We start from the raw sequence: 21476 nt of genomic DNA, 5'->3' as shown, positions 1-21476 counted from the left end.
CATGTCCGGGCGCCCATCACGGAGCGGGAGAGTCGGCCGCGGCCGCGCCCGCCGCGCCGGAAAACCCGGGACCGCGCACATCCTCGGTTGACCAGCCGCGGTTGCTGTCACGTCCCGTAACCCACCACTCGTGCACGAACAGACGCAGCGGGCCCCGCACCCGCTCCTCGAAGCGGGTCGGCAAGGTGAATCCCTCGACCTCGGCATACTCCAGGAAGGTCGTGTCCACGTGGGCACCCTGGGTCGGTCCAAAGCCGTTCAGCGTGATGTGCACGCGATAGAGCAGGTCCGTCTCCGGATGGATCCACATCACCACCTGGTCCCGGTCGGCCTTGCCAAAACCCGGCTCGAGGGTGGCCAGGACGCGCCGATAACGCACCCCGCCCTCGCGCCGATCCTCCAGGCGCTCGAAACCCGTTGCCCGATGCTTCACGAAGCTGGGTCCGTAATGAAACAGCTCGCCGGCATCCGTGGTCATCGCGCTGGCACGTATCCGCTCGGGATCCGTGCTGCGTTCGCCGTCGTAGAACACCCGAAACACGTCGCCATGGCGGTACACGCTCTTGGTGCCCTCCGGTCCGGTGTAGTGGAGGGCGTACAGATCATCGGCGGGGCGGAAGCGCTCCTCCCCCACCCCGCGGTAGCCCGCGTCGGCCACCAGCGGCTGGATGCGCTGGATCATGCGCCCCCATTCGCCATCGGTCGCCTGATTCAGGTCGCCGTCGAACGCGCGCAGATCTCCACCGTGCGCCGCGAGCGTGCGCTGGAACAGGGCGTCCGCCGTCAGTCCATCCTCGAACGTCGCGCCGGGACCGGGCTGGGGAAAGGTCCCGCCACAGCCGGCCAGCAGCACGGCCAGACCAAGCCACAGAACCGCCCACGAGCCTCCCGAACGTGCTGAGTGCCCCATGCCATCGCTCCTTTTAACAAATAGCTGTACTTTTCTTGTACACGCCCTGTACAGTGTTTTCAACGACACAGGTCGTTCCCTCACTGTCCGGAGTCCACCATGACATCCATCTTCCCGTCCCGAGCCGACGCCGCAGCCGCTTCCGACGCGCCCGCCAACCCCGTGCTCGAGGCGATTCGCGAGGCGGTCGCCTACATCGAATTCACCCCGCGCGGCCAGATCCTCGACGCCAACGAGCGTTTCCTCCAGGCCGTGGGCCACAACCGCGAGGACGTGATCGGGCAGCACCACCGGATGTTCTGCAGCCCGGAATACGCCCGTTCGCTGGAGTACCGCGACTTCTGGCGCCGCCTGGCGGCCGGGGAATCGCGCGCCGGTACCTTCCCCCGGGTGACACGCTCGGGCGAAACCCTCTGGCTCGAGGCCACCTACTTTCCCGTGCGCGACGCCCATGGGCGGCTGGAGAAGGTGGCGAAACTGGCCTACGACGTCACCGAGCGGCAGGCTCAACTGCGCGACCAGGCTGCGGTGTTTACCGCGCTGGACCGGTCCATGGCCGTCATCGAATTCACCCCGGACGGCGTGATCCTCAAGGCGAACGACAACTTCCTCAGGGCCGTGGGCTACGATCTCGACGCGATCCGCGGCCAGCACCACCGCATGTTCTGTGACGAAGCCTTCTACCGCGATCATCCGGACTTCTGGGAGCGCCTGGCGCGCGGGCAGTTGATGAGCGGCAAGTTCCGCCGGCTCACGGCATCCGGTGAGGAACTGTGGCTGGAGGCTACCTACAACCCGATCCTTGATGAACACGGACGGGTCGAGAAGGTGATCAAGTTCGCCACCGACATCACCGCCAGCGTGCATACCGCCGAACGCACCCGGGAGGCCACGTCCGTCGCCCACGAGATGGCGCAGAAGACCGCCGACCACGCCCGCCACGGAGCAGAGTCCCTGCAACAGAACGCCCAGCACACCGAGCAGATCCGCGCCGAGGTAACCGGCACCCAGGAGGCGGTCGAGCGTCTGAACGCCGAGGCCCGCAACATCGAATCCATCATCGAGACCATCCGCACGGTGGCCGAAACCACCCGGATGCTGTCGCTGAACGCCGCCATCGAGGCCGCCCGTGCCGGCGAACAGGGGCGCGGCTTTGCCGTGGTCGCCCAGGAGGTGCGCAAGCTCGCCGCCAACACCAGTGAGGCCACCACCCGCATCGCCGAGGTGATCAACGGCAACCTGGAACGCACCCGCGAGATCGGCGAACGCATCGAGACCGTGCGCGAGATCGCCGAACAGGCCGACGCCCAGGTGCAGACCGTGCAGGGCATCGTCGACGAGATCCACGACGGCGCGAATCTCGTGGTCGAATCCGTCGCCTCCATCCCCCGCGACGGGCACTAACCGTCTTACGGGTCCGCGAGCGGTCTACGCCTGGCTACGCCTCGCGGCGGTCGCGGGTCTGTCGCTCCTGTGGCAGGCCCGACCAGAGTTCATCGAGATCGGGGAACGGCCATGCGGCCGGATCCTCGCGCGCAGCAATGGCCTCCTGCTGGTGCGGCGCGGACAGATCCACGATCTTCGGGGGGATCCGGCAGCCCGAGGTGGTGGAGTAGAAGATCTTCACGACCGGCTTGAGCAGGGATGCGGACGATTGGTCGACGACCACCCCGATGCGGCCGGATTCCAGGCGTACGAGCGAACCCACGGGGTAGATCCCCAGGCTCTTCACGAAGGCCTGGAACACCCGGGGATCGAAGTGGCCGTCCGCCCACTCGGCCATCTTGCGAATGGACTCGCCCGGATCCCAGCCCGCCTTGTACGGCCGGTTCGAGGTGATCGCGTCGTACACATCGCAGACCGCGCCCATCTTCGCGTGCAGGGTGATCTGCTCGCCTGTCAGCCCCTCGGGGTATCCCGATCCGTCCATCTTCTCGTGGTGATGCAGGCAGACGTCCAGGGTCACCGGATCAAGCGCGTCCGCGGACGCCTGCAGGATTCGGTGCCCCTCCGCCGGATGGCGTTTCATCACGGCGAACTCCTCCGCGGTCAGCTTGCCCGGCTTGTTCAGTACCTCCAGCGGCATCGCGGCCTTGCCGATGTCGTGCATCAGCCCCGCCTCGCCGGCCGCCAGCAGGGCCTCGTCCTCCAGCCCCAGTTCACGCCCCAGCGCCACCATCAATGCACAAACCGCCACCGAGTGCATGTAGGTGTAGTCGTCCGCGTTCTTCAATCGCGCCAGGCTGACCAGCGCGCGGGAGTTGCGGGTGACCGAATCGGTGATCTCCTCGACCACCTTGCGCGCCAATTCGGTATCCACCGCGCGGCCCATCCGCGCCTCGCCGAAGATCGACGTCATGGCCTGGCGCGACTTCCGGCAGATGGTGGCCGCCCGCTCCAGCTCCTCCCGGGTCGAGGCGGGCTCCCGGTCGCGCCCCGTATCCGGGATGAACTGCAACGGCGCCGGCACCGCGGCGTCGCGTTCCTCCGGCGTCACAACGGCCTCCACGGCCTCCGTGTCGCGCCCCCTGGAGGTGTCGATCCACACCTCGCGGATACTGCTGTCCCGCAGGCTCGCCAGATCCTTCGGGTCATCCAGCAGGAAGCGCGTACGCCAGAAGGGATGCTCCATCCACGACCCGCACAACTCGCGGATAAACATCCCGCAAACGACGTGCTCCACCTTGATCTTCTTCAGCATTCGTGTCCCAGGTTCGTCGAGTCAGGGCACGGGGCGCCCCGCGGCCGGGATTATCCTGCCACTACCGGAGAGCCACAAATCGCGGCTAACGGCGCCTAACGAGAAGCCTTGCTAGGATGCCGGTCATCCACCGGGAGGACGTTCATGAGCAGCAAGATCATCGAGGTCGTGGGACCCGCCGGGCACCTGGACACCGTGCTGGGCATCGCCGAGGGGCTCGCGATCGACGTGCTGTGGCACGGCGTGGACGAGAACCGCGACCGCATGGCGGTGCACATGCTGGTCAGCACCGAGTACCGCCAACGCCTGATGGACGACCTCTACCGTGTACTCGGCGCGTCCGAGACCGCGCGTATCCTGGTGCTGCCGGTCGAGGCCGTACTGCCGGACCCCTTTCAGGAGCCGAAAGAGGCCGACAAGGAGGCGGCCGGCAAGAAGGCCCGCGCCGTGTCACGCGAGGAGCTCTACACCAACGTCGCCGGCGGGGCGGATCTCACCGGCCAGTTCCTGCTGCTGACCGTGCTGTCCACCATCGTGGCCGCGATCGGCCTGCTGGAGAACAACGTGGCCGTGGTCATCGGCGCCATGGTCATTGCGCCCCTGCTGGGGCCCAACCTGGCGCTGGCGCTGGGCACCTCCATGGCGGACACCCGGTTGATCGGCCGCTCCCTGCGCACGAACGCGGTGGGCCTGGGGGGTGCCATCCTGATCGGGATGCTGCTCGCCACGGTCATGTCGGTGGATGTGGGTGCCCGCGAGCTGCAGATGCGCACCGAGGTCGGACTGGATTCGGTCGCGCTGGCCCTGGCCTCCGGTGCCGCGGCCGTGTTGTCGCTGACCACCGGCCTGCCCACGGTGCTGGTCGGCGTGATGGTCGCCGTGGCCCTGCTCCCGCCGGCCGCGACCGTCGGGATCATGCTCGGCTCCGGCGAATTCTCCGCCGCGTACATGGCGGCCCTGCTGCTCGCGGTGAACGTAGTCTGCGTAAACCTCTCGGCCAAGCTCGTCTTCCTCTACCAGGGCGTACGCCCGCGCGGCCAGGCGCAGCAGGCAGCCGCCGCGCAAAGCATGGCGGGCTACCTCCTGCTATGGGCCATCACCCTCGCCCTGCTGGTCTTTCTGATCCTCGAGGCGGACGTCACGCTGTAGTCTCGCCCCCGGCGCCACGCGCGGCTTTGACCCCGTCCACCGCTTCGCCTAATCTCACGACTGGGTGGCGATCCTTCAGGATCGGTGGCGAACATACCGGAATGGATCCGAATGGGCCGCGACCACCCGACAGGGAGGAACCCGCCCCATGCCCCTGCGCATGCCCGGCTTGATCGCCAGACTCGGCCCCTGGCTTCGCCCCGCTCTGCTCGGACTGGGGGGCCTGCTTTGCCTGCCCGCCGTGGCCTCCGTGGCCCCGGAGCCGCTGCCCGACAATCGGGGGGCCTATCTCTCGCCCTATACGGCGCAGGGGGATCTCGCCGGCTGGGTCGACGAGGCCGTGGGCGAATCCTCCCGCGACATCGCGGGTCTCGCCGGGCGGCTGCTGCAGACCGCCGCAATGGCCTATGGCGCGCAGCAGACGCATCGCATGAGCGGCCTGCTCGATCATGCCAGCCGCACCGCCGGTGTCCCCGCAATGGATTTCGGCAGCGCCCTGGTCGCCGCCACCGAGCCCGGCCGCACCCCCGCCGGCGGACTGGAACAGGTCACCGCGATCCTCGGAGAGCTGGGCCGGCACGGACTGGTCGGCGAGCATGCCGGGCACCAGGTGCGCCAGCTCGCGCGCGTGCTGGAGGACCCGGAAGCCGCCGTGCGCGGCGAGCTCGAACGCCTGCAGATCGGATCGCGGGATGTCGCCGGGGTCTTACGGGATCTCGAGCGCCTGCCACACGGACAGCGCCAGGACGTCCTGCGTGAGCTGGGTGACGACACCGCCCCGGCGCTCGAACTCCTGCTGGACGCGGGGCATCAGCGCCTGGACCGCGAGATCCGCGAACTCTCCCGGCCCCGTGGCGCCCCGGCCAGTGCCACCGGCAGCCTCTTTGGCCTGCTGGCGCGCGATGGCAATGCCGGCCTTTTCGGCGCCGGCGAGGTCCTGCAGCGCCAGCTGGGCGATCACGCCCTGCGCCAGGGGGCCGATCTGGGGATGGGCTTCTTCGCCCTGTTCGACGGCTTGTCGCAGACCCACCGCCAGCTCGAACTGACCCCGGAGCGCATGGCGCGCTACCGCGAGGCCGCCGACCGCTCCTTCGACGATCTCGACAGCCTGCTGGTGCACACCATGGTGCACTACCGCACCCGGCGCGACTTCGCCCGCGCCAGCGAGGCCGTGATGCTCCTCTACCCCGAGGCGCGCCCGCGCATGGACGCCGCCCATCGCGTGGCGGGCGACATCATCACCGCCGAATGGCACCGCATGCAGCAACGCATGGACCTGCAATGGCAGTAAACCCACGGAGAACCGACTGATGCGCACCCACCCGACACCCACCCGTTTCCTTGCTCTGGGCCTCGCCCTGACCCTCGGCCTGGCCGCCACGGCCGCCCACGCCACCCCGGGCGCCGACCGCCAGTTCGACCGCAACATCCAGGCGGTGGACACGGCCTTGCTGGAGCCCGGCACCCGCGCGCTGCTGGACACCTATCGCAGCGAACGCGGCTCGCGCGAGGCGCGGCAGATCAGCCGCCAGGCCCTGCCGGGACGCGGCGCCACGCAATGCGCCTGGGACGACCGCTACCGCGCCATGGCCAACCTCGAAACGCCGGCCGAGGTGATCTTTGCCCGCGCCCTGGTCACCAACAAGGGACGCGGTTCGGTGGACCTGGGCTTCGACCGCTTCGGACTGCATGCCGACGGCGCCTGCCCGGATGCGGTCGACAACGGGCCCGTCAGCTTCTGGATGACCTGGTACCAGAACCACCAGGCCATGGAACCGGCGGCCGTCTCCAGCATCGAGGAGGCGCGGCGGCTGTACGCCGCCTCCGCCATGGACAGCAGCATGAAGATGGTCATGCGCTTCGACGGCGAGATGCGGGACGGCCAGCCCCACGGGCGCTTCCGCGTGATCCAGACCAATCACACCCCCGAGATGCAGGGTATGCGCGGCGGCCATGTCAGCAGCCATGCGCTGGGTTATGTCGAATTCGAGGCCGGCGAGCGGATCCGGCGGCTGATCGTGACCGAGATGGCCCACGGCGCCACCCTGGTCTACCTGGAACAGCCCCACGGCGAGGCGCACATGCTCAACTACTGGGTCCTGCACGGGGCCGGCATGCACATGGGCGACCATTACCCGACCAACGCCGCGGGCGAGATCGACGGCCGCTTCGTCCGCCTGCGCAGCAACGAGAACCCGCCCGAGATCAGCACCTGCGTGCGCGGCAACCTCCCGGCCGCCGCCACCGCCTGCGACTAGCCCGTCAAATCCGGTGCGGGCGCCCGACCCGCACCGGACACCCGGATCCCCGCGCGACCCAGCCGGCAACAGGCCCGGGCCATGGCGGACCCCGGCCGGCGTTTTCCCGCACATGGACTACACTCGGGAAATAGGTCGCGATCTCGTACATTCCGGATCGCGGCCGAGAGCCGCGCCCCGCAATGAGGCGGCCCGCACTGCAGCAACCGGCCCGGGATCGGCCAAAGGAAGTGCGCGATGTCCAGGTTCGAATCGGCTCCCCCCTCAGCCGGCGGCCTTCGGTATTCCGACCACCTCGCCCGCACGACCCTGCGCGCCTGGGTCGGCATGTCGTTTGTCACCGCGAGTGCGCTGATCCTCGGTGGGCTGATCCTTTCCTGGCTGATCGTCTACACGGCGGGCGGGGCCGACAGTATCGTCCCGCATTTCTATTACGTTCCCATCCTGTTCGCCGCAGCGCGCTTCGGCGCCAGCACCGCGCTGGTCGTGGCCCTGGTCGCCGGCGTGCTGGCCGGCCCCCTGACGCCGGTGGATGTCGCGGCCGGCACCGCCCAGGAGACCGAGCGCTGGCTGACGCGCACCGGCTTCTTCATCGGCATCGGACAACTGATGGCCTGGCTGGTCATCCCGGCGCTGCATCCGGTTACCGAGGAGCTGCGGCGGATGCGCCAGGAATTCGATATCCGGCGCGGGCTTCGGCACAACGAGTTCTTCCTGCGCTACCAGCCGATCTACTCCCTGGAGCTGGAACGCCACGTCGGGGTCGAGGCACTGATCCGCTGGCAGCACCCCATTCGCGGCGAACTCGCCCCGGCCGACTTCCTGGATGTAGCGGAGGACTCCTCGCTGATCCACGACATCAGCGACCGGGTGCTGAACGAGGGCTGCCGCCAGGCCGCTGAATGGAGGGCCCAGGCCACCAAGCATGGCCACCCACCCTGGTACGTCGCGATCAATCTCTCGGCACACGACATCGTGCGACCCGAAATGGCGGCCCACGTCGCGGCCGCGCTAGAGCGGCATCAACTCCCGCCGGAGCTGCTCCACATCGAACTGACGGAAACCGTGCTGGCCATGGACAATGCCACCGACACCCTGCACCAGTTCAAGTCGCTGGGTGTCCCGCTGGCCATCGACGACTTCGGAACCGGCTATTCGTCCCTCGCCTACCTCAATCGCTTCCCCATCGACATCCTCAAGATCGACCGCCAGCTCATTTCCGGACTGGGTCTGGATCCGTCCGCGCGGGACCTGTCGCGGGGCATCGTCCTGCTGGCCGACTCCCTGGGTCTGCGCACGATCGCCGAAGGGGTGGAGACCCGGGAGCAACTGGAGATCGGCCGCCAACTGCGATTCGACTGCGTCCAGGGCTACTACTTCGCCCGCCCGCTGCTGGCCAAAGAGATCCCGGCGCTGCTGCTCTCCGACGAACCCCGCACCGGGGCGCTCCACGCGGTTCACTACTGACCGAAGTACTCCCGCAGCAACTGGGTGGTGCGTGCCGCCGGGTCCTCGCGGATACGGCGCTCCTCGTCGGCCAGGATGGTGAACAAGCCGTCCAGGGCGTGATCGGTCACGTAGCGGTCCAGATCCACGTCCAGCGCCTCCAGGCCGGGAATGCGTCCCGCCGCATCCCGCAGCGGCTGGTACACGCGATACACATCCGCTCGCTCCATCTGCTCCCGGACAATGGGCATGTAGCGCTCGCGCAGGGTGGACTCCGACGCCCCGCGCAGGTACTGCGTGGCGGCATCATCGGCACCCCGCAGCACGCCCTGAACGTCTTCGGGACGCATCCCGCGGATGGCGTCGACAAACACCGGCACCGCCTCCCGTGCCGCGGACTCCGCCGCCCGGTTCATGCGCCGCTCCAGGTCCTCCACTTCGCGCGCGAACCCGACGCGGCGCAGCACATCCCCGGCCTGCTCCAGCTCCTGTGGCAAGCCGATGCGGATCAGCGCATTCCCCCAGTAGCCGTCCTCGCGGCCGGTGCGTTCCACCGTGCGCTCGGTCCCGACGCGCAGGGCCTCGCGGATCGCCTCTTCGGCTCGATCACCCCCGCCCCCGTCCAGCCCGAAATCGCGTACGTCCAGACCGGCGCAGGCCGTCAGCAGGAAGGGCAGAAGGAGCCAGGGGAGCAGGTACACGCGGCGCATAACAGGTGATCCATAACGGGTGTCCCGTCATGATACACAGGGTGGAAAACCCTCCGGTCCATACCCCGCGACAACCCTTGCCGCGCCGGCCCGCTTGTCCGATGGTGAACACATGAACGCCCCCCGTCCCGATTCGTCCCGGCGCCGCCGGCGCCTCGCGGCCTTCCTGATCCTGGTGGGCCTGCCCCTGCTCGCGCTGACAATCTGGGTCGGCTGGGCCGAACACAACCCGGAGCAGGAGCGCGAACTGCGCGTGGAGGTGCAGGACCGCCTGAGCGAGTGGTTTCCGGAGGCCATGGAGCTTCCCGACGAGCTGCTCGGATTCATTCCCCGATCCGAGCGCTTCGCCGAGGACCACCCGCCGGACGTCTTGCTCCTGCACGGGCTGGACGAGCCTGGCGATATCTGGGATACGCTCGCGCCGGCGCTGGACGAAGCCGGCCTCAACGGCTGGGAGTTCCGCTACCCCAACGACCAGGCCATCGACCACAGCACGGACCTCCTGGCGGAACACTGGGGGCAACTCGAGGGCGATGCCCCGCTGATCCTGATCGGTCACAGCATGGGTGGCCTGGTGATCCGCGATTTCGTGACGCGCTACCGGCACCCCGAGGGCAAGCCGCCCCGGGTCGGGGGGCGGCCAGTGGCCGGTGTCATCCTCGTCGCCACCCCCAACCACGGCTCCGAATGGGCACGGCTGCGGGTCTGGCTGGAGGTACGCGAGTGGCTGGCCGACCTCCAGGAGCAGCGCTTCTCGCTGTTCGCCGGACTGCGCGACGGCACCGGCGCCGCCAAGATCGACCTGCGTCCCGACAGCCCCTTCCTGGCCGAACTGAATGCCCGTCCCTGGTCCGAGGCGATCCCGGTCCGCATCATCGGTGGCAAGCTCCCCGAACCCACCCCCGCCATGCGCGAGAGCCTCGCCGCGCTGGACGAGCAGATCGACCTGGAGGCCGTGGCCGGACGCATCAGCGAATGGTGGGAGCAGACCGACGAGGAACTGGGCGACGGCGTCGTACCGCTGGAGTCACTGAGCCTGGAGGGACACCCGGAGCCCCTGATTCTTGAGGCCTCGCACCGGGGGCTGCTGGTCCCAGGCCCGCTGACGGACGAGCCCCCCGCCATCGACCCGATCCTCGACATCCTCGACCAGTGGCGCGCCCGCCCCGCCAACGACTGACCGAAGCCACGGCAACCGCGAGCGGTCCCGGCCGGCCCGTGCATGCCTGGCGCAACGACGGAACGACGGACCGACGGAACCAACCGGGGCTTTGCCAGCATCGCGACCGACGTACGTCCGAAAAGCCCCGCTCGCCGCCACCCTGAACGACCCGCCTATGGCCGCTGCAGATCCATGTGGATCTCGATGGTGCGCAGCAGTTGCTGGCGTTCGATCCAGCCGATCGCGCGCCCGGAGGCCTCCATCACCGGGATCTGGTTGAGGTTGCGCTCGCTCATCATGCGCAGGATCGCCTCGGCCTTCGTGTCTGGCGCCACCCGGCTCAGCGACTCCACCGGGGTCATGATCTCGTCGACCCGGCGCGCGGCCCACTGCTCGCGCGGCAGCTTGCGGCTGTCGCTGAGGCTCACCAGGCCCTGCACCCACTCCGGGGTACCCACCAGAAAGGCCCGGCGCCCGCCCGGCAGCACATCGTGGTGAATCCAGTCGTCGATGGTGGTCTCCGGGCGCACGCAGGGCGGATCCGGGCTGGCCAGGTCCCGCGCGCGCACATCGGCCAGGCGTTCCCGCATGTCGAACATTCGGCCCTGGCCCTCGGCCATGGTCAGCAGGAACCAGGCAATCAGCATCATCCACAGCCCACCGATCAGGTTGCCGATCACCACCAGGTTCCAGAAGGCGAAGCCAAACAGCAGGAACGCCACTACGCGCCCGCCCCACACGGCCGCCTGGATGGCGCGGCGCGCATCACCCGTGAGCTTCCAGATCACCGCGCGGAACACCCGCCCGCCATCCAGCGGAAACCCGGGGATCAGGTTGAAGATCGCCACGACCAGGTTGATCAGCGCGAGCCAGCCAAGGGCCACCGGGATCGGCTCGTACCCGTCCGCGGTGGCCCGCGCGAGCGCGGCGAAAGCGAGCGCCAGTGCCACGCTCACCGCGGGCCCGGCAATGGCGATCCAGAACTCGTCCTCGGCCCGCTCCGGGTCCCGCTCCATCTGCGCCACGCCGCCGAAGATGAACAGCGTGATGGACTCCACCGGTACCCCGCGCCGCAGCGCGACGATGCTGTGCCCCAGTTCATGGGCCAGGATGGACGCAAAGAACAGCAGGGCCGTCACCAGCGCGGTGGCGGCCGCCATGGCCAGACTCCACTCCGGGTATTGATGGTGAAAGCCCGTGCTCATGCTGGCCACCAGCAGGACCAGAATGAATACCCAGCTGATGTGGAGCTGGATACGAATCCCGCGGATATGGCCAAGGATCAGGACGGTCTTGAACATGCAGCAACTCCTTGCGGCGCCAGGCTCCCCGATACCATGAGCGGTACCGGCGTGGTCCGTATTATGGCGCGGAGCACTTGGCTGTCGGGAGGCACGGGGCTTGCGGAACATCCGCCGCCGGGATCGCTCTCAATGCCATGGATATCCCCCTGCTTATCATCGGCGCCCTGCTCGTCGTCAGCCTGACCGCGTTCTTCTCCGGCATCCTGCCCTACCCCATTGGCTGGATCATCCTGGGTATCGCCTTCATCGCGCGGCTGCTCTATCTGGCCGGGCGCTGAGCGAGCCGGCGTCACGCGGACGCGGACCTGTTGTATCGTCGAGACCATGCGCAAGCCCGGGACCGCACCCGTATGACCGCCAACCGACTCATCGGCCTCTACACCGGCCGCGCGGCCCCCGACTACGCCCGAGGCCGCGCCAGCGCCATCGACAAGCAGCCGGTGGCCGGCCCGCTCGCGGTGGGGCCCCTGGGCCTGGACGGTGACGAGCAGGCGGACCCGGACAACCACGGCGGACCGGAACGCGCCCTGCTCCATTACAGCCTGGACCGGTACGACGGTTGGCAGGCGCAGTACCCGGCTCACGCCGCCCGCTTCGTCGCCTCCGGCTTTGGCGAGAACCTCGCCAGCCACGGCATGGACGAGCGCAACGTCCACATCGGCGATATCTACCGCATCGGTACCGCCCGGGTGCAGGTCAGCCAGCCCCGTACGCCGTGCTGGAAACTCGACGTACGCTTCGACATCCCGGGCCTGGCCCGCGAGGTCCAGGACACCGGCCGCTGTGGCTGGTTCTACCGCGTGCTGCAACCGGGCACCCTCGGCGTGGGCGACACCATCGAACGGCTTGAACGCCTGCCCGACACCCTCAGCATCGCCGCCGCCATGGCGGCGGTCTACCAGCACAACCAGCGCACGCCCCTGGAACAGCTCGCGGACTGCGAGGCCCTGGCCGCCAACTGGCGCGATAAGGCCCGAAGAAAGCTGCGCGGCCTTGGCAAACACTGATCAATCTGCACGCTCGCGTTGGCCCCCAGGTTTTCCGATGCAAGGCGTGGCATGCCGCGGGTAGTGGTTCTACCCGCCCGTTTCTAATTGATTCGAGGCGCAACGCAGGATCGGGGAACCCGGGGCACCAACCCCACAACTTAATCAACGAAGGGGCCCGGCCGCCCGTTGTTGATCAAAAATGCGCGCGCGCACGGCGTTGCGGCTCACCTGCAGCAGAATGACTGCACGGCGGTCACCGCGCATTAAACGCACGCAAAAGCGACTCGAGCGCGAGCGTGTACGTGGATCGGTGTTTCCCTGGCAGGCCCCAGCGCCCACCGCCGACTTGCCGACAAGCCATCCCCCGGGTAGAACAGCGCAACCCTCACCGCTCACATGCCCCCTGTGCACTGCGCTCGACGCATCGCCGACTTGCGCGACTGGCCGAATCGCGTGGCCAATCCGGAGAGCTCGTGCCGGTGCGCACGCGAACCACTCCACAACGCGCCGCCTACGTCTGTGAACTGGCGGTCAACTCCTGACGCACAGGCTTTAACGCGATTTCCGGCCACGCTATCCATGGGTTGCACACAGCCGGGGCGCACCCCCGCAGGGCGCCACCCCGGCGGTGCTTTGTTCAAATCGCAGGAGCAAAACTATGTGGAACGTTCGCAAGACAGCCATTGCCATCGCACTGAGTTCGCTGTTCACCGTCGGCGCCGTGGGCGCCGCCCAGGCCCAAGACCTTGGCGGGTCGGCAGAAGGAGCGGCCGAAACCGGAGCCGAGGCCAGTGGCGGAATGGCCGGCGGCTCCGAACGGGGGTCCGAGGCCTCCGGTGGCGCGGCCGGCGGTGCGACCGGTGACGGTCGGGCCCCGGGTGCCGAAGGCGGTATGGGCGCAGGTGCCGGCGCGGACACCCGGATGGGTGATGACGGCGCCGAAGCCGAAACCGATGCCGAAGGTGGCATCGACCTGGGGAATGACACCGAGGAGGAAGAAGACTGAAACCAGGTCCGTCGACAGGCCGGCCCCTTCGGCCGGCCTGTACTGCCTGCTCCCCGGGGAGCGATGCCCGGGGTCATCGAACCAGCGGGGGTATCCCCTTTACCCCCTGAGCCTTCCTGCCCATGGCACGCGCCATGGGCTTTCCCGAGCCGACGCAAGTCCTGGTGGCCCGGAGCCGAACACCTTCCTCCGCCCCCTCGCATCCCCTCCGAACGATTTCCACCGGTTCTCCAAGCGGTGTGACCGATGACGGATATCCCTTTGTCTGTGCAGGTTCGCGTGCCTGTTCTATAGCGATCCGACCGCACCGATGTGTATGCGCGCTCGGCGACGGGGTAGCATGATCCCATTCGCGTCGCGCGGGAGAAGCGATCGTGCTGTTCTGGCTTACGCTGGTGCCCTTCCTGCTGCTGTTCGCATGGCTGGTGCCGTTGCGCCGCCCGGCCTTCGAGGCCGCGCCGCTCGCCTATCTCGCCACACTCGTGCTGGCCGTCCTGGTCTGGGAGGTATCGGGCCCCGTGCTGGTGGCCAGTCTGCTGGACGCCGCGGTCGTGTTCGTGGAGGTCCTGCTGATCATCGTACTGGCGCTGCTGGTGCTGAACGTGATGATCGGTACGGGGCACATGAGCGCGATCCAGTCGGTGATCGCCAGCGTCTCGCGCGACCACCGGGTACTGGCCATGCTCCTCGGCTGGGGGCTGGTCAGCTTCGTCGAGGGCATCGCCGGTTTTGGCACCCCCGCGGTGCTGGCCGCCCCGCTACTGGTCTACTTCGGGATGCGGCCGCTAAAGGCCGTCGCCATCGCCCTGATCGGCAACAGCACCGCCGTCCCTTTCGGTGCGGCCGGCACCCCCGTGATCATCGGCTTCGCCGGCCTCGGCCTGGATGCGGAAACCACCCGCTCCGCGGTGCTGCAGACGGCCGTGATCCACACCGCTCTGGCGCCGTTTGTCACGCTGTTCATGGTCTGGGTCGCCACCCTGGGCGAGGAACGCGGGCGCTTCCGCGCATTCGTGCCGTTCGCCGTTCTGTCGGCCCTGGCCTTCGGCATCCCGTACCTGCTGGTTGCCTGGCTGGTGGGGCCTGAGCTGCCGTCCATCATCGGGGGCGTGGCGGCCATGGCGATCATTGCCCTGGCGGCCCACCGCGGCTTCCTGCTGCCCGGCCACGAGCGACGGGAGGAAGTCGAGCAGGCCCCGGTCGGACGCGTCCTGCTGGCCTTCGTCCCCTTCGCGGTAATGGCCGTTGCCCTGATCGCGTCGCGGACCATCATGCCCCTGCGCGAGGCCCTGCAGTCCGTGCGCTGGTCGCCCGGGGCGTTTCGGGAGATCGAACTCGGCCAGAGCCTGACCCCGCTGTACACCCCGTATTTCTACTTTGGTCTTGCCCTGCTCACCGCCTTGGTGCTGTTCCGCGTGAGCCGCCCCACGCTGGCCCAGGCCGTCGCCGCCACCTGGACCAAGCTGCGCGTCGCCGCGATCGTGCTGGCCTTTATCATCGCCCTCACCCAGCTCCTGCTGACCTCCGGCCACAACGCGGCCGGCCTGCCGTCGATGCCACAGGTCCTGGGCCAGGGACTGGCGGAGATCCTGGGCGGCACATTCGTGATGTTCAGCGCCTTTATCGGCGCCCTGGGCTCGTTCATGACCGGCAGCGCCACCGTCTCCAACCTGTTGTTCGCGCAACTCCAGGCCGATACCGCCGACGCCCTGGGCATGGCGATTCCGACCGTGCTGGCGCTGCAACTGATCGGTGCCGGGGTGGGCAACATGATCTCGCTGCACAACATCGCCATGGCGGCCGGGGCCGCCGGGCTGCAGGCCCGCGAGGGTCAGGTGATCCGCGAGACCATCGTCCCGGTCATCGTGGTGTGCGTCGGCGCGGGCCTGCTCGCCCTCGCCTGGTAGCGCCCGTCCGGCGCCTGCGCCGTGGCCCCGTGGCTCGGGGCTGGCGTCGCCGGCCACACTCCTGTACACCGGGGGGCGGAACCCCACACCCCGGAGATCGCATGTTCGCCAAGCCGCTTCTTCTCGCCGCCCTGCCACTCGCCGCCGTAATGGCATCCCCTGCCTGGGCAGCCGAGGACACGATCCAGCAGATCCTGGAGGCCAAGGCGGCCGCCTGGGAGGCCGGGGACGGCGAGGCCTGGGCGCGCGACTATGCGGAGGATTCTGGAGTGGTCAATCTGGTCGGCACGCGCTTCGAGAACCGCGCCGGCAATGCCCGGCGGCATACGGAGCTTCTGCAGGGCCCCTTTGTCGGCACCTCCCTGGATGTGGACGTCCAGGACATCACCCTGCTGAGTGAAGACACCGCCTTCGCCGAGGCCCGGTTCCGGGTCTCCGGTATCGAATCCATGCCCGAGGGCCTGCCGGACCACGGCGACGGGGAACTGCACACCCACATGAGCTTCCTGCTCGAACACGACGAACACCACGGCTGGCAGATCCGGTTCGGCCAGAACACCGCGGTGCACCGGTAGACCGGGCCCCGGTCGCGAACGCCTCAACGGCTGGCGTGCTCACCGGGTACATCCCGGCCAGGGGGATCCCGGCGCTCTTCCAGCAACCGCTTCAGACATTTCAGATCGTCTTCCACCGCGCGGCGATCGGCCCGGAACTGCTCGTCCGTCGTCCCCGGCTGGCGGAACAGGCTGAACACGAACTCGCTGCCCGCTCCGTTCGGCAGCACGCGCATGGGGTTGTGGATCACCGCGCCGGTGGGCAGCTCGACCTCATGATCCAGCACCCCGAACGGGTTGGCCGGGGCAAACCGCAGCGTGACCGTGCCCACGGGGCCGTCGACGACCCACGCATCCCCCGCCTGCCGCACGCTTGAACGCGCCAGCCCCGCCGCCCATAGCGGCAGGTTTCTCAGGTCGCACGCGAAGGCGTACACGTCCTCGGGCGCTCGCGCGATCGAGGTCGTCAGATGGACCACCTCGGCCAGGTGCGGCCCGCGGACGTCCACGTCACCGACCTTCGTACGCGCGAACGAGCGCCGCGATGTCGAACTTCTTCATCGGCAGGAATGCCTGCGTGACCCGGGCCAGCGCCTCGGGGTCACCGGGCTGCATCATCTCGTCCATCACCGCGGGGACGATCTGCCAGAACAGGCCGAACTTGTCCTTCAGCCAGCCGCATTCCACCGCCTGCCCGCCATCGGCCGTCAGCCTGTCCCAGTAGTGGTCGATCTCCTGCTGGGTATCGCACTTGACCACGAACGAGATCGACTCGTTGAACGGGAACAGCGGACCCGCACTAATCGCCTGGAACTCCTGCCCCAATACGAAGAAGGTGACCACCTCCACCGCGCCGGAGGGGGTCCCCTCCAGGGTGACCGAGCGCTCGACCCACGAGTTTGCGAACACCGACGCGTAGAACTCGGCCGCCTCCCGAGCCTGATGATCAAACCACAGATGCGGAACGAGCTTGTGCCGAATGGTTGCCATCACGTACCTCCCGCAAGGCCCGGGCCAACGACTCTGACCTCACCCCCAAGTATTGGCTCCCTGTTCGAAGCCTTCCCGAAAGGGGCTCCCGACACAGAAGCGATGGCCATTCTGTCGGCATCGAAGTCTTCGGGCATCGGGTAGCCCAGCGCCCTCGCCCAGAAACGGGCCTCGGCAGCCAGATCCTGCGTCCGGCAGTCGATCACGAGGTTGCCCAGTCGGCTTCTGTGCACGGCATCCTCGCATCGGCGCGGTACGACCCGCGGCCGTCCGCCCCGAGGTTCACGCTTGCGCAGCGCAGCGGGAGGACACACAGGCGCGCGTGCCCTCCCACCCGGTCAGCCTGGCTTGCAGGCCAGGCCGTACTCGAAGGTGTGGATCTTCACCCCCTCGGGGAAGGCCTCCTTCAGCCGCCGCTCGAACTCGGCGTAGATCTCGGCCTTGTGCTGCTGGACGTCCCAGTCGCGGCTGTCACAGTCGACGCCCTCGACGTCGAGTTCCATGTTGAACTCCAGATCCGGGGCCATTTGTACGCGGATTCTCGGCATGTCGATTCTCCTTCCGGTTCGGGGCCCTACAGAACGGGCACGAGCAGCAGCGCCATGATGTTCAGCACCTTGATGAGCGGGTTGATCGCGGGCCCCGAGGTGTCCTTGTAGGGGTCACCGACCGTGTCGCCGGTCACTGCGGCATGGTGCGCTTCCGACCCCTTGCCCCCGTGATGCCCGTCCTCGATGTACTTCTTCGCGTTGTCCCAGGCGCCGCCGCCCGCGGTCTGCGAGATCGCCACGAACAGCCCGGTCACGATCGTCCCGATCAGCAGCCCCCCGAGGGCCTCGGTACCCAGGAACACGCCGACCAGAACGGGGACCAGCACCGGCAGCAGCGAGGGCACGATCATTTCGCGGATCGCCGCACTGGTGAGCATATCCACGGCTCGAGTGTAGTCCGGCTTCGTGGTGCCCTCCATGATCCCGCTGATCTCGCGGAACTGGCGCCGCACCTCGTTCACGATGCCGGAGGCCGCGCGACCGACCGACTCCATGGTCATCGACGCAAACAGGTACGGGATCAGGCCGCCGATAAACAGGCCCACGATCACGTTCGGATTGCTCAGCTCGAAGTTGTGCCCACCCCCGGTGTGATGCACCAGCTCGTGGGTGTAGTCGGCAAACAGCACCAGTGCCGCCAGGCCCGCCGAACCGATGGCGTAGCCCTTGGTCACGGCCTTCGTGGTGTTGCCCACCGAATCCAGCGCATCGGTGGTGTCCCGCACCTCGGAGGGCAGATCGGCCATCTCCGCGATGCCACCGGCGTTGTCCGTGATCGGACCGTAGGCGTCCATCGCCACGATGATCCCGGTCATCGACAGCATCGTGGTCGCGGCGATCGCGATGCCGTAGAGCCCGCCAAAGGCATAGGCCACCAGGATGGCGGCGCACACCGCCAGCACCGGCGCGGCGGTCGCCTTCATCGACAGCGCCAGCCCGGCGATGATGTTGGTCGCGTGACCGGTCGTGGAGGCCTCGGCCAGATGGCGAACCGGCCGGAAGACCGTGGAGGTGTAGTAGTCCGTCGCCACCATAATGACGCCGGTCAGGACCAGCCCCACCAGTGCCGCCCCGTACAGGCGCAGCGCGGCCCCGCTCTCGATCCCCATGTTGTTGGCCAGCGCGGTATCCGGAACCAGCACCAGGGTAATGGGCAGGAATGCCACGGCAGCCAGCCCCCCCGAGACGATTAGCCCCTTGTAGAGCCCCCGGATAATCTCGGAACCCTCGCGCGCCTTGACCACGAAGGTACCGATGATCGAGGCCAGGATCGCGCCGCCACCCAGCACCAGCGGATACACCGCGGCCATCAGCCCCAGCTCGGGAATCAGCAGCGTGCCCAGGATCATCGTCGCGATGATGGTCACTGCATAGGTCTCGAACAGGTCCGCGGCCATCCCGGCGCAGTCGCCCACGTTGTCGCCCACGTTGTCGGCGATCACCGCCGGGTTCCGCGGGTCATCCTCCGGAATACCGGCCTCGACCTTGCCCACCAGGTCCGCCCCGACATCCGCGCCCTTGGTGAAGATGCCACCGCCCACACGGGCAAAGATGGAGATCAGCGAACCGCCCAGGGCCAGCCCGACCAGGGGCGAAAGTCCCACATCGCCCCCCTCCGGTGTCAGCCACCAGAGCACGGCGAAATAGCCCGCCACCCCCAGCAGCCCGAGCCCGACCACCAGCAGGCCGGTCACCGCGCCCCCGCGGAAGGCCACATCCATCGCCGCCTCCAGGCTCGACTTCGCAGCCGCCGCCGTGCGCACATTGGCGCGCACCGCCACATGCATGCCAATGAACCCGGCGGCCCCGGAAAGCACGGCACCGATCAGAAACCCGACCGCGGAGCCGATGCCGATCACCAGCCACAGCCCTACGAACAGCACCACCCCGACCACTGCAATGGTCGTGTACTGCCGCTTCATGTAGGCCGAGGCGCCTTCCTGGATCGCGCGGGCGATCCGCCGCATCTCGTCGGTACCCTCCGATCGCGAAAGTACCCAGCGGATGGACAACAGACCGTAGACCAGCGCGACAACGCCGCACAGCAGCGCAAACACGAGGCCGGAAAGTGGCATGGACATGAGCTCCCCCTTCGATACGTCGTGACACAAACTCCTCCGGCGCAGCGGGCACCCGCGACGTTCAAGAAGAACGCGCCAGGCGCGACGCCGCCGCCCGGGCCAGGCCCGGACATCCGGTTTGTGCAGCCCGGTCGTGCCTGCGCGCGACCGGTCGTCGAGGCGCGCGGCGGCCGCTGGCGCGGGCGTACAGCCTCGACAAACGTATCGGGGGATGGTGGGTCGGCCGGGAGATCACTCAGTGACCGGACCGCAAAAACCCCTTACAATGCTAGGGAACTTACGTGGTGCGATCCCGGCCGTCAAGCCATGCAGCCATCAGGGTTTTCGGAACCTGCGCCGACATTACCGTTCACAAGAGCGTTGATCGCGCACGACCGGGCCCGATTCGTCCCGCGGCCACACCGCGTATCCGATTCGCCGCATACAGGGACGCGGGCACGCAAGCGCGGAAGTCGCGTAAAATCCGCCACTTTCCAACTGACGCAAGCCCCTACTCGCAGGCCTCCCCATGACCAGTGCCCAACCAGCCACCCCGAACTGCTACTTCTGCCGGGTATCCGCCGGCCTGGCCGACCCGCTGATCTACGAGAACCGCTCGTTCGTCGCCCTGTTCGACACCAATCCGGTCAACCCCGGGCACGCACTCGTCATTCCCCGGCGCCACGTGGTCTCCCTGTTCGACCTCGACGACACCGAACAGGCGGACTACTTCGACGCGCTTCACGGCGTGCGCCGGGTCATCGAAGCCACGGACCTGGAGAAGCTGTACCGCAACATGCGCGTCCGCGAAGACCTCCGCGAGCGCCCCAAGGACCACATCGACAACGTCCTGGACCTGCCCTTCCTGGGCAATCCGCCCGATGCCTATACCGTCGGCAACAACGACGGCCGCATGGCCGGGCGCAGCATCGACCACCTGCACGTGATCCTGCTGCCGCGCTACGCGGGCGACGTCGAAGACCCTCGCGGCGGCATCCGCAACGTCATCCCGGATCGCGCGAACTACCACCGCCATGCCCACCCGGGCGTACGCACCGACACGGCCTGAACAACGCCAATGCCATGCGCGTGGCACCCCTCCACCAACCCCTCGGCGCAGTCGCCTGGCTCGCACTGACCGCGGCATCGTTGGGTCTGCCGACGGCCAGTGCCAGCGGGGACGAGGACCTCGGTGCACGCATTGCCCAGGAAGGCAAGGACCGCGGGGCGACCGCCTGCATCCAGTGCCATGGCGAACAGGGTCAGGGCCAGTCGCAGCCGCCGTTCCCGCGCCTGGCGGGGCTGCCGGAGCAATACCTGGTGGAGCAGCTGGAGGCCTACCGGGACGGCCTGCGCCCGAACGCCACCATGGCGCGGATCGCCCAGCACCTGAACGACGAAGAGATCGAAGCGATCAGCCGGCACTACGCGGAGATGGAACCGGCGGGCGGCCCGCATGACGTGCCGGGCGATCTGGCGGAACGAGGGCGCGAGATTGCCCTTGCAGGATTGCCGGAACGCAACGTCCAGTCCTGCGCCTCCTGCCATGGGAACGAAGGACGCGAACGGAACCCCAGCCTGCCGCCGCTGGCCGGCCACCCGCCCCGCTATCTGATGGCACAGCTCCAGGCTTATGCCCACGGTGCGCGCGAGACGTCCCTTGCCGGCCTGATGCAGGGCATCGTGAGCGAACTGGAAGAGGAAGAAATGGCGGCACTCGCGGCCTACTACGCCTCCCTGCCGGCCCGCGGCGAGTAACCAGAGCTCGAGGCAACCTGT

The 21476-nt window shown here is 68.1% G+C and carries 21 protein-coding genes and 1 pseudogene; 13 read left to right on the top strand and 9 right to left on the bottom strand.

The annotated features are described in order from the left end of the window. Positions 1 to 16: 16 nt before the first annotated feature. The gene (locus D107_RS0106985; protein WP_028484565.1) at positions 17 to 910 is read right to left on the bottom strand and encodes a hypothetical protein; all 894 of its coding nucleotides are present in this window, start codon (positions 908 to 910) and stop codon (positions 17 to 19) included. Positions 911 to 1009: 99 nt separating this feature from the next. On the opposite strand from D107_RS0106985, the gene D107_RS0106980 reads away from it, so the two are divergent. Then, positions 1010 to 2314, top strand: coding sequence for a PAS domain S-box protein (locus tag D107_RS0106980; protein ID WP_018881114.1), 1305 nt, complete (start codon positions 1010 to 1012; stop codon positions 2312 to 2314). A gap of 34 nt (positions 2315 to 2348) precedes the next feature. On the opposite strand, the gene D107_RS0106975 is transcribed toward D107_RS0106980, so the two are convergent. Further along, positions 2349 to 3611 (bottom strand): HD-GYP domain-containing protein, encoded by a 1263-nt coding sequence (locus D107_RS0106975; protein ID WP_018881113.1) that lies wholly within the window; start codon positions 3609 to 3611, stop codon positions 2349 to 2351. Positions 3612 to 3755: 144 nt separating this feature from the next. On the opposite strand from D107_RS0106975, the gene D107_RS0106970 reads away from it, so the two are divergent. From D107_RS0106970 to D107_RS0106955, 4 genes are all read left to right on the top strand, one after another. Continuing rightward, the gene (locus tag D107_RS0106970; protein ID WP_018866085.1) at positions 3756 to 4760 is read left to right on the top strand and encodes a TIGR00341 family protein; all 1005 of its coding nucleotides are present in this window, start codon (positions 3756 to 3758) and stop codon (positions 4758 to 4760) included. Positions 4761 to 4908: 148 nt separating this feature from the next. Beyond that, a complete protein-coding gene (locus D107_RS0106965; RefSeq protein WP_018881112.1) occupies positions 4909 to 6051 on the top strand; it encodes a hypothetical protein in 1143 nt (380 codons plus the stop codon). Between the two features lie 19 nt (positions 6052 to 6070). Further along, positions 6071 to 7018: a hypothetical protein gene (locus D107_RS0106960; RefSeq protein WP_018881111.1), complete on the top strand. Its 948-nt coding sequence runs from the start codon at positions 6071 to 6073 to the stop codon at positions 7016 to 7018. A gap of 237 nt (positions 7019 to 7255) precedes the next feature. Then, positions 7256 to 8485 (top strand): bifunctional diguanylate cyclase/phosphodiesterase, encoded by a 1230-nt coding sequence (locus tag D107_RS0106955; protein ID WP_018881110.1) that lies wholly within the window; start codon positions 7256 to 7258, stop codon positions 8483 to 8485. Here D107_RS0106955 and D107_RS0106950 read toward each other — a convergent pair. Continuing rightward, positions 8479 to 9174: a DUF4197 domain-containing protein gene (locus D107_RS0106950; protein ID WP_018876344.1), complete on the bottom strand. Its 696-nt coding sequence runs from the start codon at positions 9172 to 9174 to the stop codon at positions 8479 to 8481. The two genes, D107_RS0106955 and D107_RS0106950, sit on opposite strands and share 7 nt — an antisense overlap. A 112-nt stretch (positions 9175 to 9286) precedes the next feature. Here D107_RS0106950 and D107_RS0106945 point away from each other — a divergent pair, with 112 nt between their 5' ends. Next, complete coding sequence (locus D107_RS0106945; RefSeq protein WP_018881109.1) at positions 9287 to 10354, top strand: triacylglycerol lipase; 1068 nt, start codon at positions 9287 to 9289, stop codon at positions 10352 to 10354. A 155-nt stretch (positions 10355 to 10509) separates the two neighbouring features. Here D107_RS0106945 and D107_RS0106940 read toward each other — a convergent pair whose 3' ends face one another. Next, on the bottom strand, positions 10510 to 11637 hold the full coding sequence (locus D107_RS0106940) for a site-2 protease family protein (protein ID WP_018881108.1): 1128 nt from the start codon (positions 11635 to 11637) through the stop codon (positions 10510 to 10512). A gap of 137 nt (positions 11638 to 11774) precedes the next feature. Between D107_RS0106940 and D107_RS14105 the strand changes: the two genes are divergently transcribed. The 5 genes from D107_RS14105 to D107_RS0106915 all read left to right on the top strand — a co-directional run bounded on the left by D107_RS14105 (position 11775) and on the right by D107_RS0106915 (position 16117). Next, positions 11775 to 11918 carry a hypothetical protein gene (locus tag D107_RS14105; RefSeq protein ID WP_018881107.1) on the top strand — a complete coding sequence of 48 codons (144 nt, stop codon included), beginning with the start codon at positions 11775 to 11777 and terminating at the stop codon, positions 11916 to 11918. Between the two features lie 72 nt (positions 11919 to 11990). After that, positions 11991 to 12647 carry an MOSC domain-containing protein gene (locus D107_RS0106930; protein ID WP_018881106.1) on the top strand — a complete coding sequence of 219 codons (657 nt, stop codon included), beginning with the start codon at positions 11991 to 11993 and terminating at the stop codon, positions 12645 to 12647. Between the two features lie 640 nt (positions 12648 to 13287). Further along, complete coding sequence (locus D107_RS0106925) at positions 13288 to 13635, top strand: hypothetical protein (RefSeq protein ID WP_018881105.1); 348 nt, start codon at positions 13288 to 13290, stop codon at positions 13633 to 13635. A gap of 374 nt (positions 13636 to 14009) precedes the next feature. Next, complete coding sequence (locus D107_RS0106920; protein ID WP_018866075.1) at positions 14010 to 15542, top strand: L-lactate permease; 1533 nt, start codon at positions 14010 to 14012, stop codon at positions 15540 to 15542. Between the two features lie 101 nt (positions 15543 to 15643). Next, on the top strand, positions 15644 to 16117 hold the full coding sequence (locus tag D107_RS0106915; protein ID WP_018866074.1) for an SgcJ/EcaC family oxidoreductase: 474 nt from the start codon (positions 15644 to 15646) through the stop codon (positions 16115 to 16117). A 23-nt stretch (positions 16118 to 16140) separates the two neighbouring features. Here D107_RS0106915 and D107_RS0106910 read toward each other — a convergent pair whose 3' ends face one another. The 5 genes and pseudogenes from D107_RS0106910 to D107_RS0106895 all read right to left on the bottom strand — a co-directional run bounded on the left by D107_RS0106910 (position 16141) and on the right by D107_RS0106895 (position 19718). Then, entirely contained in the window at positions 16141 to 16605 is a 465-nt protein-coding gene (locus tag D107_RS0106910; RefSeq protein WP_018866073.1) for an SRPBCC family protein, read from the bottom strand. 1 nt (position 16606) lies between these two features. Then, complete coding sequence (locus D107_RS0106905; RefSeq protein ID WP_018881104.1) at positions 16607 to 17086, bottom strand: VOC family protein; 480 nt, start codon at positions 17084 to 17086, stop codon at positions 16607 to 16609. Positions 17087 to 17125: 39 nt separating this feature from the next. Further along, a pseudogene (locus D107_RS14270) lies at positions 17126 to 17319 on the bottom strand (hypothetical protein). A 105-nt stretch (positions 17320 to 17424) separates the two neighbouring features. Then, positions 17425 to 17613 carry a hypothetical protein gene (locus D107_RS0106900; RefSeq protein WP_018881102.1) on the bottom strand — a complete coding sequence of 63 codons (189 nt, stop codon included), beginning with the start codon at positions 17611 to 17613 and terminating at the stop codon, positions 17425 to 17427. A gap of 47 nt (positions 17614 to 17660) precedes the next feature. Further along, complete coding sequence (locus D107_RS0106895) at positions 17661 to 19718, bottom strand: sodium-translocating pyrophosphatase (RefSeq protein WP_018866070.1); 2058 nt, start codon at positions 19716 to 19718, stop codon at positions 17661 to 17663. Between the two features lie 508 nt (positions 19719 to 20226). Here D107_RS0106895 and D107_RS0106890 point away from each other — a divergent pair. Further along, complete coding sequence (locus D107_RS0106890) at positions 20227 to 20766, top strand: HIT family protein (RefSeq protein WP_018866069.1); 540 nt, start codon at positions 20227 to 20229, stop codon at positions 20764 to 20766. Between the two features lie 14 nt (positions 20767 to 20780). Next, a complete protein-coding gene (locus D107_RS0106885; RefSeq protein ID WP_018881101.1) occupies positions 20781 to 21455 on the top strand; it encodes a c-type cytochrome in 675 nt (224 codons plus the stop codon). Positions 21456 to 21476 lie beyond the last annotated feature (21 nt).

Origin of the sequence: Thioalkalivibrio sp. ALE30 (assembly GCF_000377465.1) — a bacterium.
Lineage (GTDB): Bacteria > Pseudomonadota > Gammaproteobacteria > Ectothiorhodospirales > Ectothiorhodospiraceae > Thioalkalivibrio.
The sequence above is the reverse complement of the archived record's forward strand: the minus strand, read 5'-3'. Positions and strand labels throughout refer to the sequence as shown.

Coding starts and splice junctions, on each gene's coding strand:
- D107_RS0106985 (WP_028484565.1), bottom strand. CDS start 910: ATGGGGCACTCAGCACGTTCGGGAGGCTCGTGGGCGGTTCTGTGGCTT.
- D107_RS0106980 (WP_018881114.1), top strand. CDS start 1,010: ATGACATCCATCTTCCCGTCCCGAGCCGACGCCGCAGCCGCTTCCGAC.
- D107_RS0106975 (WP_018881113.1), bottom strand. CDS start 3,611: ATGCTGAAGAAGATCAAGGTGGAGCACGTCGTTTGCGGGATGTTTATC.
- D107_RS0106970 (WP_018866085.1), top strand. CDS start 3,756: ATGAGCAGCAAGATCATCGAGGTCGTGGGACCCGCCGGGCACCTGGAC.
- D107_RS0106965 (WP_018881112.1), top strand. CDS start 4,909: ATGCCCCTGCGCATGCCCGGCTTGATCGCCAGACTCGGCCCCTGGCTT.
- D107_RS0106960 (WP_018881111.1), top strand. CDS start 6,071: ATGCGCACCCACCCGACACCCACCCGTTTCCTTGCTCTGGGCCTCGCC.
- D107_RS0106955 (WP_018881110.1), top strand. CDS start 7,256: ATGTCCAGGTTCGAATCGGCTCCCCCCTCAGCCGGCGGCCTTCGGTAT.
- D107_RS0106950 (WP_018876344.1), bottom strand. CDS start 9,174: ATGCGCCGCGTGTACCTGCTCCCCTGGCTCCTTCTGCCCTTCCTGCTG.
- D107_RS0106945 (WP_018881109.1), top strand. CDS start 9,287: ATGAACGCCCCCCGTCCCGATTCGTCCCGGCGCCGCCGGCGCCTCGCG.
- D107_RS0106940 (WP_018881108.1), bottom strand. CDS start 11,637: ATGTTCAAGACCGTCCTGATCCTTGGCCATATCCGCGGGATTCGTATC.
- D107_RS14105 (WP_018881107.1), top strand. CDS start 11,775: ATGGATATCCCCCTGCTTATCATCGGCGCCCTGCTCGTCGTCAGCCTG.
- D107_RS0106930 (WP_018881106.1), top strand. CDS start 11,991: ATGACCGCCAACCGACTCATCGGCCTCTACACCGGCCGCGCGGCCCCC.
- D107_RS0106925 (WP_018881105.1), top strand. CDS start 13,288: ATGTGGAACGTTCGCAAGACAGCCATTGCCATCGCACTGAGTTCGCTG.
- D107_RS0106915 (WP_018866074.1), top strand. CDS start 15,644: ATGTTCGCCAAGCCGCTTCTTCTCGCCGCCCTGCCACTCGCCGCCGTA.
- D107_RS0106905 (WP_018881104.1), bottom strand. CDS start 17,086: ATGGCAACCATTCGGCACAAGCTCGTTCCGCATCTGTGGTTTGATCAT.
- D107_RS0106900 (WP_018881102.1), bottom strand. CDS start 17,613: ATGGCCCCGGATCTGGAGTTCAACATGGAACTCGACGTCGAGGGCGTC.
- D107_RS0106895 (WP_018866070.1), bottom strand. CDS start 19,718: ATGTCCATGCCACTTTCCGGCCTCGTGTTTGCGCTGCTGTGCGGCGTT.
- D107_RS0106890 (WP_018866069.1), top strand. CDS start 20,227: ATGACCAGTGCCCAACCAGCCACCCCGAACTGCTACTTCTGCCGGGTA.
- D107_RS0106885 (WP_018881101.1), top strand. CDS start 20,781: ATGCGCGTGGCACCCCTCCACCAACCCCTCGGCGCAGTCGCCTGGCTC.